Annotated in this window: 13 protein-coding genes; 5 read left to right on the top strand and 8 right to left on the bottom strand. The window is 63.9% G+C overall.

Going from position 1 to position 12540, the window contains the following annotated elements; genetic code table 11:
* Nucleotides 1–127: 127 nt before the first annotated feature.
* The 5 genes from ppnN to grxD form a co-directional block, all read right to left on the bottom strand.
* Complete coding sequence (gene ppnN, locus ACVOLI_RS06650; protein WP_282267774.1) at nt 128–1516, bottom strand: nucleotide 5'-monophosphate nucleosidase PpnN; 1389 nt, start codon at nt 1514–1516, stop codon at nt 128–130.
* Between the two features lie 111 nt (nt 1517–1627).
* The gene (locus tag ACVOLI_RS06645; protein ID WP_481534025.1) at nt 1628–4813 is read right to left on the bottom strand and encodes a TonB-dependent receptor; all 3186 of its coding nucleotides are present in this window, start codon (nt 4811–4813) and stop codon (nt 1628–1630) included.
* 219 nt (nt 4814–5032) lie between these two features.
* Nucleotides 5033–5626 carry a YhgN family NAAT transporter gene (locus ACVOLI_RS06640; RefSeq protein WP_296251980.1) on the bottom strand — a complete coding sequence of 198 codons (594 nt, stop codon included), beginning with the start codon at nt 5624–5626 and terminating at the stop codon, nt 5033–5035.
* A complete protein-coding gene (locus ACVOLI_RS06635; RefSeq protein WP_481534024.1) occupies nt 5623–6366 on the bottom strand; it encodes an SDR family NAD(P)-dependent oxidoreductase in 744 nt (247 codons plus the stop codon). The genes ACVOLI_RS06640 and ACVOLI_RS06635 overlap by 4 nt, the downstream gene beginning before the upstream one ends.
* Complete coding sequence (gene grxD, locus ACVOLI_RS06630) at nt 6363–6683, bottom strand: Grx4 family monothiol glutaredoxin (protein WP_481529975.1); 321 nt, start codon at nt 6681–6683, stop codon at nt 6363–6365. The genes ACVOLI_RS06635 and grxD overlap by 4 nt, the downstream gene beginning before the upstream one ends.
* A gap of 117 nt (nt 6684–6800) precedes the next feature.
* Between grxD and ACVOLI_RS06625 the strand changes: the two genes are divergently transcribed.
* Entirely contained in the window at nt 6801–7379 is a 579-nt protein-coding gene (locus ACVOLI_RS06625; protein ID WP_481534023.1) for a superoxide dismutase, read from the top strand.
* Between the two features lie 225 nt (nt 7380–7604).
* Here the strand turns inward: ACVOLI_RS06625 and ACVOLI_RS06620 are convergent, their stop codons facing one another.
* The 3 genes from ACVOLI_RS06620 to purE are packed head-to-tail and all read right to left on the bottom strand — an operon-like array spanning nt 7605 to nt 9647.
* The gene (locus tag ACVOLI_RS06620; protein WP_481534022.1) at nt 7605–7940 is read right to left on the bottom strand and encodes a carboxymuconolactone decarboxylase family protein; all 336 of its coding nucleotides are present in this window, start codon (nt 7938–7940) and stop codon (nt 7605–7607) included.
* A gap of 46 nt (nt 7941–7986) precedes the next feature.
* On the bottom strand, nt 7987–9147 hold the full coding sequence (locus ACVOLI_RS06615; RefSeq protein WP_481534021.1) for a 5-(carboxyamino)imidazole ribonucleotide synthase: 1161 nt from the start codon (nt 9145–9147) through the stop codon (nt 7987–7989).
* Nucleotides 9144–9647 (bottom strand): 5-(carboxyamino)imidazole ribonucleotide mutase, encoded by a 504-nt coding sequence (gene purE / locus ACVOLI_RS06610; protein WP_057629361.1) that lies wholly within the window; start codon nt 9645–9647, stop codon nt 9144–9146. The genes ACVOLI_RS06615 and purE overlap by 4 nt, the downstream gene beginning before the upstream one ends.
* 59 nt (nt 9648–9706) lie before the next feature.
* On the opposite strand from purE, the gene ACVOLI_RS06605 reads away from it, so the two are divergent.
* From ACVOLI_RS06605 to ACVOLI_RS06590, 4 genes are all read left to right on the top strand, one after another.
* The gene (locus ACVOLI_RS06605) at nt 9707–9976 is read left to right on the top strand and encodes a Trm112 family protein (RefSeq protein WP_296253935.1); all 270 of its coding nucleotides are present in this window, start codon (nt 9707–9709) and stop codon (nt 9974–9976) included.
* A complete protein-coding gene (gene nadC / locus ACVOLI_RS06600; protein WP_481534020.1) occupies nt 9976–10833 on the top strand; it encodes a carboxylating nicotinate-nucleotide diphosphorylase in 858 nt (285 codons plus the stop codon). Before ACVOLI_RS06605 ends, nadC begins: the two co-directional genes overlap by 1 nt.
* Nucleotides 10834–10951: 118 nt before the next feature.
* The gene (locus ACVOLI_RS06595) at nt 10952–11869 is read left to right on the top strand and encodes a DUF2272 domain-containing protein (protein ID WP_481534062.1); all 918 of its coding nucleotides are present in this window, start codon (nt 10952–10954) and stop codon (nt 11867–11869) included.
* 74 nt (nt 11870–11943) lie between these two features.
* Nucleotides 11944–12294, top strand: a complete 351-nt coding sequence (locus tag ACVOLI_RS06590) for a DUF3301 domain-containing protein (RefSeq protein ID WP_282267803.1) — start codon at nt 11944–11946, stop codon at nt 12292–12294.
* The last annotated feature ends 246 nt before the right edge of the window (nt 12295–12540 follow it).

Below are 12540 nucleotides of genomic sequence, written 5' to 3'. Positions count from 1 at the left end.
TCAGCCTTGCGCATCAGGACAAGCATCCATCAAGCAGGATCAGCACCACTGGCTCGCCCCTGCCCACCTCCGGCAACAACCCCCTGCACATTGCGCGCAGAGGGCTCCTGCCATCAACAGCGCTGACTCAAGCAACCACCTGATAACACGGCCGGTACTCACCGGAGATCTTCATCCGGCGCTGCTCGACAAACGCGCGCAGCAGCTCGTCCAGGGCCTGCATCATCTCGGTATCGCCGTGGATCTTGAACGGGCCGAACTCCTCGATCCGAGCCATGCTTTCTTCCTTGACGTTGCCGGCGACGATGCCGGAGAACGCGCGGCGCAGGTCGGCGGCAAGATCTGGCGCCGGGCGCCCCTTGTGCAGGTCCAGGCCAGCCATCGCTTCATGCGTGGGGACGAACGGCTGCTGGTAGGGCAGCGGGATCTCCACCTGCCAGTTGTAGAAGAACGAATCGCGCTGCGCCAGGCGGAACTCACGCACCCGCTTGATGCCTTGCGACATCTTGCGGGCCACGCCGACCGGGTCACCCACGATGATCTCGTAACGCTCCGCCGCCTTGTCACCCAGGGTCAGGCGGATGAAACGGTCGATCTGCTGGAAGTACGGCGCGGCAATGGCCGGGCCGCTGAGAATCAGCGGGAACGGCAGATCCTTGTTCTCCTCGCTCAACAGGATGCCGAGCAGGTACAGGATCTCTTCGGCAGTACCGACGCCACCCGGAAACACGATGATGCCGTGGCCGAGACGGACAAACGCCTCCAGGCGCTTCTCGATGTCCGGCATGATCACCAGATGGTTGACGATGGGGTTCGGTGACTCGGCAGCGATGATGCCCGGCTCGGTGATACCGATGTAGCGGGTATTGGTCTTGCGCTGCTTGGCATGGGCAATGGTAGCGCCCTTCATCGGCCCCTTCATCGCACCTGGGCCGCAGCCGGTGCAGATGTCCAGGCCGCGCAGGCCCAGCTCATAGCCGACCTGCTTGGTGTAGAGATATTCGTCACGCGAGATCGAGTGACCGCCCCAGCACACGACCAGGTTCGGGTCGCTGGGCTGCAGGATGCGCGCATTGCGCAGCACGCCGAACACCGCATTGGTGATGCCGTCGGAGGTCTCCAGGTCGGAGGCGTACTCCGGCCCCAGCTCGATCGCCATGTAGGCAAGATCGCGTACCACCGAGAACAGCAGCTCAGCGATACCGCGGATGATCTCGCCATCAACGAAGGCCACCGCCGGCGCATTGCTCAGGTCGATGCGGACACCGCGGTCCTGCTGGGTCACCTGCACATCGAAATCCGGATACAGGTCGCGCGCAGCGCGCGGGTCATCCGAGGCGCTACCACTGGTCAGCACTGCCAGCGCACAGCGCCGCAGCAGTTCATGCATGCCACCACCGGAAGCGTCGCGCAACCGCGCAACCTCGGCCCGTGACAGTACATCCAACCCACCACGCGGATAAATCCGTGCGTCCTGCACCGGCAGCGCCCTCGCTGCCCCTTCGTTCTTGGTCATTTCCACTTCAACTCCATTCATTGGCGATCGACTTTAGCGCTACCCCCAATAAAAAGAAAACGGCCGGGTTGCCCCGGCCGTTCACCTGTTACTTCATTTCAGCCTGACCGATCAGAATTCGTAACGCAGGGTCAGCAGGGCCGACCAGCGCGAAACGACACGATGCGGGTAGCCGCTGTTGGAGTCATACGTGGTCAGCTTCTCCGGGTACTGGCTGCCGATGTTGTACACGTAGGTACCATCCGCCTTCATACCGGACAAGCCAGCCAGGTAGCGGGCGTCATAGCCCTGCGACTGCTGCTCCGTCACGCCCCAATCCTTGTTGAGCATGTTCAGGAAATTGAAGATGTCCAAGCGAATGATCGACTTGTGTTCCTTGAAGAAGCCCGGCAGCTCCTGCTGCAGGCTCACGTCGAACTGGTTCACCCACGGGTAGCGGGCGCCATTGCGCTTGGCGATCTGGCCACGGTGCGAAGACAGGTACGGGTTGGCGTCGATGAAAGCATGGAACGCTGCAATCTGCTCGGCGGTTGCATTGCCGTAGCTCACGTTCGGATCGTTGACCAACGGGATGTACGCCGGATCCTGGAAGATGCGGTCGCCGTTCGGATCGCCATCGATGATCCAGGTATACGGCAGGCCGTCACGACCATTGTAGAAGGCGGTGAAGCTGGTCTTGTAGTCACCGAAGAACGCGTGTTCCCAACCGAACGAGGCCTTGATCGAGTTGCGCACTTCACGGCTGGCGGTCGAAGCGATTTCTTCGTTCGGATTCAGACGCGATACGAACTGGTAGCCCGACCACGCCTGCGACGAGTTGTCCGAACCTACTTCGGTCGCCTTCGTGTAGGTGTAGCTCAGGTTGCCGTACCAGCCATTGGCCAGCGGCTTGTTCAACGAGAACGTCACCGCCGTCGAAGAACCCTTGTCGGTGTTGCCCAGCTTGGTGGAGTTGTATTCGAAAGCGGTATTGCGGCCGCAGTTCTTGTTGGAGCTGCTGATCGAACCAAGCTTGCAGTAGTAGTAGTCACGGCCGTCAGCCAGCTGACCCTGCACTTCACCGATGTTGATCGCCTGGTAGAACACGCCATCCTTGTTCTTGATGTGCTGTGCTTCCACCGAGCCGATCAGGCCCATCCACGGCAGTTCCGCGTCATAACCCAGGCTTACCTTCCAAACGGTCGGCAGCTTGAAGTCAGGATCGATGGTATCGACCTGCTTGGCCACGCCATCGGCGGTCATGTTCGGCGGGAACGGCTGGTTGTTGGAGTCCGGGCTGAACGGGTACTGGCTCGGATCGTACGAGGTGAACGAAGCAGCGGTCACGCCGTTGTTCTGGTACGGGTTGGCCAGCCACACGAACGGCGGCACGCTCTGGAACAGGCCGATGCCACCACGCAACTGCGAGTAGCGCTCGGTATCGAAGGTGTAGTTGAACGCAGCGCGCGGCAGGACGACCTTGTTGCTGGCGCCCAGGCGGTAGTCATTGCGATAACCGAATGCTTCTTCAAAGCCAGGCGTGGTCGGCGGAGCCTTGTTGGCCTTCGGGATATTGACGCGCACGCCGTAGGTCAGCGACAGGTTGTCATTGACAACCCAGGTGTCCTGGACGAACGGGCTGACCTGCGTATAGACCATCGCGGCAGCGGTGTCGTTGACGCCGTACTGGCCAATCGGCTGACGGACGTTGTACGAGTCGTACTGACCAGCTTCGAAGTCGGCAATGCTGGCGAAGGTGTACACACCGTGCAGATCGCGACCATACAGGTTGAACACGTCGTTGCGCATGTAGTCCACACCGAACTTCAGCGTGTGGTCGTTCAAGTACCAGTTGGCAAACACCGTCGCGGTGAGCTTCTCGGTATTGATCTGGTTCTCGTGACGGTTGCGATCCTCACCCAGACGGATACCGTTGCCCAGGGTGGTGTTGTTGGCCGTGGTGATGTTGATCGTCGGCAGATTCAGCGGGTTGCCGTTGATCTGATCGAAGGTCTGGTAGCTGACCTTGGCCTCGGTGGAGAAATTCGGGCTCCAGTCGCTGAACAGCTGCAACGAGGTGTTCTTGGTCAGGTTGTCCTTGTTGTACCAGCGGCTGCTCAGGATCACCGAGTTGCTGTTGGCATCGTAAGGCTGCGGCAGGAACTCTTCGGTACGCTGGTGGGTCAAGCTCAGGCGGTGACTGTCATTGATGTTCCAGTCGATCTTTGCCAGGTAGCGCTTGCTGTCCAGGTTGACGCCGAAAGCGCCATAGGTACCAGCGTCGAAGCCGTACTTGTTCTTGGCGATGTCGATGACCTGGTTGATCTCGTCCATCGAGACCACACCGTTCTCGTAGCCATCCGCATTGGACGAACCACCGAAGTTGGTCACTTCCTGCTCTTCGTACGAGGCGAAGAAGAACAGCTTGTCCTTGACGATCGGGCCGCCCAGGGTCACACCCTTGGTGGCATCCTTGTCAAAGCCGCCGTAGTTCTGGCCATTGCGCGAACCGACCATGTCGTCGGCATTCTTGTACGCGTAGTACACCGAGCCGTGGAACTCATTGGTACCGGACTTGGTCACTGCATTGACGGTTGCGCCAACGGTGTCGGAACCGACGTCATAGTCGGACACCTTCAGGTCGTAGGCTGCAATGGTGTCGACCGAAATCGGCGAACCCGCATACGGCATGCCGTTGGCGTTCAGGCCGAACGGGTCGCCCTGGGACAGGCCATCGACCGAGATGTTGTTGTAACGGTTGTTGACGCCTGCAACCGAGATGGCGCCGGTGCCCTGGTCGGTTACCGTGATGCGCGGATCAAGGCGCGCCACGTCATCCAGCGAACGGTTGCCCTTCGGGGTCAGGTCCAGCTGGCGGCCGCTGATCGAGGTGCCCACACCCTTGTTGTCCGGGTTGAAGGTGTCCATCAGACGCGAAGCGGTGACTGCAACGCCAGCCATCGTGGTGACGTCGCCGCCGAGCTGGGCGTTGATCGCGCCGACCTGGTTCAGGTTGAGGTAAACACCCTCTTCGGTCTTGGTGCCTTCGCCCGGCTTGGTGATGGTGATCGTGTACGGGCCACCAACGCGCAGGCCGCGCGCGGAGTAACGACCCGAATCATCGGTGACTGCGCGGCTGACCGTGCCCGACTCGGTGTGGGTGATCGTGACTTCAGCACCAGCAACCGGCTGGCCGCCGACGTTGGTGACCTGACCGCCGACGCCGGCAGAGGTGCTCTGTGCGAAAGCCGGTGCAGCCGCAAGAGCGACGACAAGACCAAGTGCAAGCTTGGACATCTTGATACGCGGGTGATTCATAGGTGGGTAGCCTCGAAACGAGTTGGCGATTGAGAAAAAACGCGATCCATCAGCCCCGGGATCAACCGAGCGCCTGATCGTCTTGAATCTTGGGGGTCCCTTCCGAGGCGGTTTCAGCCGCAACGGTTAAGATAAGGTTAACACGGTAATGACAATTTATGACTGCAAGAAGACAGCGGCATTGCGCTGCAGCAGTTCCCCCTACGGCGGATCAAGCAGTTAGCGGATTGACGCCAGATAGGTCCCCAGACCATCCAGCAGCATCTGTACCGAAATTGCGACCAACAGCATGCCCATCAGGCGCTCCAGCGCGGTCAGCGCGCGGGCACCCAGCAGCTTGTACAGCAGGGTTGCGGACATCAGGATCGCCGCCGTCCCACCCCAGGCCAGCAGCAAGGCCAGGCTCCAATCACCCAGGCGCGCCGGCTCGTTGCTCCCCATCAGCATCACCGCAGCCATGCCAGAGGGCCCGGCGACCAGCGGAATCGCCATTGGCACGATGAATGGCTCACCGTCCGGCACCGCCCCCATCAGACCCTCCGGGCGCGGGAAGATCATGCGGATGCCGATCAGGAACAGCACGATGCCGCCAGCGATGGCCACCGACTCCTGGCGCAGGTGCATCAGCTCCAGCGCGTATTTGCCGCCCCACAGAAAGGCCATCAGCACGGCCAGCGCGATCAGCAGCTCGCGGACCAGCACCACCCGCTGACGCCGGGGCGTCAACGGCTTCAGCAGGCTGAGGAATACCGGGATGTTGCCCAGCGGGTCCAGGATCAGAAACAGCAGCAAGGCCGCTGAAAGGATCGTCACGGAGCCAAGTCCAACACCTTTCCACGCCACTGCGCCCCGCTAGCCGCAAGCAACTGCACGCTGGCGGCAGCATAGTTGGCGGGATCCACCGGCGCCGCGTCTTCTTCATGGGTGAACGCACGCGCCCGCAGCCCGGTACGCATCGGCCCCGGCTGCATGCCACAGACCCGGACCGGACCGTTGCGCAGCTCATGGTGCAGGCTCTCCATCAGCCCGCGCAGCCCGTACTGGGCTACCCCGTAACCGCCCCAATAGGCCTGCCCCACCCGTCGCGGATCATCCAGCGCGAACACTACCGCCGCGTCCTCGCGCTGCCGCAGCAAGGGCAGGCAGGCCTGGGTCAACCAGGCACGGGCAGTCAGGTTGACGTGGATCGCCCGTGCGAAGGCTGCCGGATCGCCGGAAGCAAACGGGGTCAGCCCGGCGAAATCGGCCGCGCAATGAAGAACGCCGTCCAGCCGACCGAGCTCGGACTCCAGCCGTTCGGCCAGGGCCGCGTAGTCATCGGGACTGGCCCCCTCCAGATCCAGCGGGTACAGCATCGGCTCGGGGCCGAGTTGTGCGGCGCTGTCGTAGACACGATTGAGCTTGGCGACCTTGCGGCCCAGCATCACCACCGTCGCGCCGGCCTCCGTGCAGGCCCGGGTCGCCGCTGCGCCCAGACCGCCCGCAGCACCCGCTATCAGAATTACCCGACCAGCCAGGTCGGCGCCCACGTCCCCCCGGGGCTGGGCGCTCACGCTTGCCCGGCCTCGGCAACGATGCGCTTGAGCTCGCCGGACTCCAGCAGCTCCAGAATGATGTCGCAGCCGCCAATCAACTCGCCGTGCATGAAGAACTGCGGGAAGGTCGCCAGGTTCGAGTAGCGCGGCAGATTGGCTCGCACCTCCGGGAACTCCAGCAGGTTGACCGTGCGCAGATTGATTGCCCCGGCTGCCGTCAACGCCTGTACCGCGCGGCTGGAAAAGCCGCACATCGGGTACTGCGGCGTACCCTTCATGAACAGGACAAGGGGATATTGCTCCACCTCAGCCTGGATTTGTTCCATCACCGGCATTCGAATTCTCCCTACTGCGAAAGAACGGCCCGTCCTGGTCGGATAGACTTTCCCGTGGTTGACCATTGTAAGCCGAGCCGGCCAACTCCCGGCGCCCTGCCCCGAAAAGAATCTCCGATGCCCGTCCAACTTCCTGAACTGCCCTACGCCCGTACCGCGCTGCAGCCGCACATCTCCGCCGAGACCCTGGACCTGCACCACGGCGGGCACCATCGCGGCTACGTGGATACGGTCAATGCGCGCATCGCCGGCACCGAGCTGGACGCGCTGCCGTTGGAGGAGATCGTACGCAACAGCCAGGGCAGCCTGTTCCAGGCGGCGGCGCAGGCATGGAACCACGACTTCTTCTGGCAATGTCTGCACCCGCGTGCAGGCGGCGACCCGCAGGGAGTGCTGGCCGAGCACATCAACCGTCAATTCGGCGATGCGCAGAAACTACGGGAAGAGTTCAACCGGGCCGCCCTGGGCGTGTTTGGCTCGGGCTGGACCTGGTTGGTGCAGCACCCGGACGGCAAGCTGGCCGTTGTCAGCACCCGCAACGCCAACACCCCATTGACCGGCGACAGCACGCCATTGCTGGTCTGCGATGTGTGGGAGCACGCGTATTACAGCGACTACCAGAATGATCGCGCGCGCTTTCTGCAGGCGTTCTGGAAACTGGTGAACTGGGATTTCGTTGAGGCGCAGCTGCGCTGAGCGCCAGCGACGGCGAGCATGCAGGGCTTTGGCTTTGCTCCTACGTCGTCATTCCCGCGCAGGCGGGAATCGCTCCCGATCCTGATCCGGCTTCAGCCTCGGAACCACTTGTGCACTTGGGCAACGCGCGCGGCTACTGCAGAAGCACAGAAGCCAGAGCGATTCCCGCCTGCGCGGGAATGACGATCTGAAAGTTCTCTGAGTGAGCCAGAAGCAAAACCCGCCTCACTCGTGCGCAGCCACCGCGTCCAGCACCCGTGCCGAATACACCAGTGCCGCGCCGGCATTGAGCGCGACCGCCACACCCAGCGCCTCGGCAATTTCCTCGCGGCTGGCGCCCTGCTTCAGGGCAGCGTCGACATGGGTGGTGATGCAACCATCGCAGCGGGTAGTCACCGCCACCGCCAACGCGATCAATTCGCGGGTCTTGCCGTCCAGGCGGTTGGTCTGCGCGCCTGCGCCGCTCAGGGTGATATAGCCCTTGAGCGTATCCGGCGAGAGCTTGCCGAGTTCGCCGATACGGCCCTTCAGCTCACGGCGGTAGTCATTCCAGTCGAGCATGGCTGGGTTCTCCAGTTGGGACTGGAGAACCTTACGCCGGCAAAGATTAGTTCGCCGTCATGCCGCCGCGACGCAGGACTTCAACCACCGGGGCGACCTGCTCCTGCCGGCCCAAGGCCTCACCCACGCGCAGCAAGGCATCCGCCAGCGCCGCCGGCGCGTCATCACGCAGGTTGGCGTGACCGACTTTGCGGCCCTCGCGGGCCTGTTTGCCGTAGTCGTGCCAATGACCGGCAGCTTCGCCCAGCACCGGCTTGGCGTCGGGCATCTGCCCCAGCCAGTTCAGCATGCAGGCGTGGCCGAGCATGCGGGTATCGCCCAGAGGCAGGCCAAGCACGGCGCGGATATGGTTCTCGAACTGCGAGGTTTCCGCACCATCACTGGTCCAGTGACCCGAATTGTGCACGCGCGGCGCCATTTCGTTCGCCAGCAACGCATCGCCACGGCAGAACAGCTCCAGCGCGAATACGCCAACGTAGTCCAAGCGCTCGGCAACACGGCGCGCATAGGCAATCGCGGTCGCCTGCTGCTCGGCGGACAGCGCAGCAGGCGCCAGACTGGCCGACAGTACCCCATCCACATGCCAGTTGGCGGTCAGCGGCCACGCACGGAATTCGCCATCACGTCCGCGCACGGCCACCACGCTGACTTCCCGCTCGAACGCCACAAAGCCCTCGAGGATCAGCCCGGTCTTGTCGACCTGCGCACCCAGCGTCTGCCAGGCCGCATCGATGTCCGCCGCGTCACGGATGCGGAACTGGCCCTTGCCGTCGTAGCCCAACCGCCGCGTCTTGAGAATGCACGGCATGCCGAACTCGGCAGCCTTGGCGGCCAATTCATCGCGGCTGCGGATATCGGCAAATGCCGGCAGCGCTATCCCCAGTTCCTGGAACAAGGTCTTTTCACTGAGCCGATCCTGCGCCACCGCCAGGGCGGCCGGATTAGGGAACACCGGCTTGCGTTCGGCCAGCCAATGCGCACTGGCGGCAGGCACATTTTCGAAATCGAAGGTGATCACGTCGACCTTGGCCGCGAACTCAGCCAATGCCTCGGTGTCATCGAAGTTGCCCACCTGCAGTGGCGCCACCTGCCCCGCGCACGCATCGGCGGCCGGATCGAACACCACGAAACGCAGGCCCAGCGGAGCTCCCGCCAGCGCCATCATGCGGGCCAGCTGCCCGCCACCGAGAATGCCAACCGTGATCATTGGCGCGGATCGTCCGCAGCCATCACATCTTCGGTCTGGCGTGCGCGGAAAGCCTCCAGCGCAGCACCGATCTGGGGCTGCTCGGCGGCCAGCATGGCCGCGGCAAACAGGGCCGCATTTGATGCACCAGCGTTGCCGATGGCAAAGGTCGCTACCGGGATACCCGCCGGCATCTGCACGATCGACAGCAGCGAATCCATGCCATTGAGTGCCTTGGACTGCACCGGCACGCCCAGCACCGGCACGGCGGTCTTGGCAGCCAGCATGCCCGGCAGGTGCGCCGCACCACCAGCGCCACCGATGATCGCGCGCAGGCCACGCGGGCCCGCCTGCTCGGCATAGCTGAACAGCACATCCGGGGTCCGGTGCGCGGAAACTACCTTCACTTCATACGGAACGCCCAAAGCATCAAGCTTCTGGGCGGCGTGCTGCATGGTTTCCCAGTCTGAGCGGGAACCCATCACGATGCCGACTAGCGGCGCGGGGTGGTTGGGGGTCATTGGCCGTCACCTGCTGCAAAGACGTATTCTAGCCGTCTTCCCCGCAAGACCACGAACTGATGGACCGCAAACTGCTCGACCTGCTTGTCTCCCCCGACACCCGCCAGCCGCTGTTCCTGCTGGAAAGCGCCGGCCTGGAAGCCCTCAACCGCGCCATCGGCAGCGGCAGCGTGACCCGCGCCGACGGCAGTCCGCAGACCCAGCCGCTGCGCGAGGCCCTGATCAGCGGCGACCGCAAGCAGGTCTTCCGCGTCGATGACGGCATCCCGGTGCTGCTGGCCGATGAAGCCATCGCCACCGCCCAGATCACCGACTTCCCGGCCAAATAATGCTGCCGCACCCGCCGCTGGCCCCGCCGCAGGAACAGATTGACGCCGATGTCGCCCGCGCCCTGGCCGAGGACATCGGCAGCGGCGACGTCACCGCCGCGCTGTTGCCCGATGCCGCCGACGTCGCCTACCTGCTGTGCAAGCAGGACGCGGTGATCGCCGGCCGCCCCTGGTTCGACGCCACCCATCGCGCGCTGGACCCGCAGGTCCGGATCGACTGGCGGGTGCTGGAAGGCGACCATGTCAGCGCCGGCACGGTGCTGGCCACCCTGAGCGGCCGCAGCCGCAGCCTGGTCAGCGCTGAGCGCACCTCGCTCAACTTCCTGCAGACCCTGTCCGGCACCGCCACCACCACCGCGCGCTACGTCGCGGCGGTGGCAGGCACCAAGGCACGTATCCTCGACACCCGTAAAACCCTGCCCGGCCTGCGGCTGGCGCAGAAGTACGCGGTGCGCTGCGGCGGCGGCGACAACCACCGCATCGGCCTGTTCGATACGGTGATGCTGAAAGAGAACCACATCCGCGCGGCCGGCTCATTGACTGCCGCCGTGCACGCCGCACGCGCGCAACAACCCAAACTGCCCCTGGTAGTGGAAGTGGAAGACCTGCAGCAGCTGCAGGAGGCACTAACCGCCGGTTGCGAGCGCATCCTGATCGACGACTTCAGCGCGGCGATGCGCCGCGATGCCGTGCGCATCACCGCCGGACGGATTCCGCTTGAAGTCTCCGGCAGCGTCGACATGAGCACGTTGCGCGCCATCGCCGAAGACGGCGTGGACTGCATTTCCATCGGCGGCCTGACCAAACACGTGCAAGCCATCGATCTGTCGCTGAAACTGGGCCCGCCACCGCGCTGACTCACGGCATGCACACGGCCCCGGCTGCGACACTCCCCCAATATCCCCCGCGGAGCCCGCTGTGGCATACCGATTCCTGTTGTGCGGCCTGACCCTGCTGTTACCCACCCTGCCGGCGATGGCAGCCGAAGCCTGTGACGTGCCGCCGCGCTATGGCCTGAGCGAAACCGCCAAGGCCGTGGTTGCAGCGGCCTGCGGTGAACACCGCCTCTGGTATCGCCCCTTCATCGACCGCGACGGCCGCATCGCCAGCCTCGGCGTTACCGAGGCCGAGAACGAGCATCTGGCTGACAACGGCCTGATCGCCTGGCAGCGCGTCGTCGGCTATTGGCGCGATAGCGGCACGCTTGGCCCGATGGGCGCCATTGCCGGCGCCAGCAGCTGCGCGCAGCCGGCCGGCAACCGCTATACCGACACCGACTGTCGCGCGTTCCTGATCGACAACCCGTGGTCAGCCGCCTTCATCTCCTGGGTGATGACGCGCGCCGCCGTGCCCGGCTTTACCCGATCACCACGCCATATCGACTACATCCGGGCCGCCTACCAGGGCGGCAGCAACGGCATGCCGTATCGCCTGGCCGACCCGGCCAGCGAGAAGCCGGCCCCTGGCGACATGCTGTGCTTCCTGCGCGATCGCAGCAGCACCTTGAACTACGCCGGATTGATCCAGGCGCTGGGCAGCGGCCGTGCCGGCAACTGGAAATCGCACTGCGAAATCGTGGTCAGCGCCAACATGGGCGGCGACCGCACGCTCTATCTGGTCGGCGGCAACGTCGCCAACTCAGTAGTGATGCGCAAGCTCATGCTTGATCGCACTGGCCTGCTCGAGTTGCCAAAAACCAACGCTGCGCAGGTACCGAGCTCGCCGATTGAACAGCGCTGCTCACCCGGCCAGGAGGAAGAGTGCAACCTCAATCGACAGGATTGGGCCGCACTCTTGAAGTTGACCGCGACCAACCCGGCGCCGGCATTCAATTCGACCGCGCCGTTGCCGCCGCCACCGGACGAGCCGATTCCAACGCCGGTGACGCACTGAGGCTTGCTCGCGCACCGCCATCAACCGCAAACAGAGGGCTGCGCATGGATGAGCAGATCGCCTAAAGTGCTCGCATGCCTACCCTTCTTATCCTGATGATTGTCGGCGCGATTGGTTTTGCGTTCTGGGACCGCTCCCGCGCCGCTGCCGACCGCGCCACCGAACTGGGCCGCAACGCCTGCCGTGCTGCCGACGTGCAGTGGCTGGACCAGAGCGTGCACAGCACCGGCCTGCGCCTGTGCCGCCTGCCCAACGGCTGGCTGGGCTTCGAACGCAGCTTCCGTTTCGACTACTCCTATGACGGCCAGGATCGCCACACCGGGCGCATGGTGCTGCGCGGCCGCGAACTGGTCTCCTTCAGCGGCCCGGCCGCCGCACAGATCGGCCGCCTGCGCAAAAGCACCGAAGAAGCCGAAGACATCTGATCCAACCGGTAGTGCCGAGCCATGCTCGGCAGGGGCATCACCGACAAACCCATAACACTGCACGGATGGGTAGTGCCGAGCCATGCTCGGCAGGGGCATCACCGACAAACCCATAACGCTGCACGGATGGGTAGTGCCGAGCCATGCTCGGCAGGGGCATCACCGACAATCCCATAACGCTGCACGCTTTTTGTGGGAGCCGCGTCAGCCGCGAAGCTGATGCACTGGAAGTTGCGGGCATGCCAG

Source organism: Stenotrophomonas sp. STEN029 (assembly GCF_056760015.1).
This window is presented reverse-complemented; position numbering and strand designations above follow the sequence as displayed.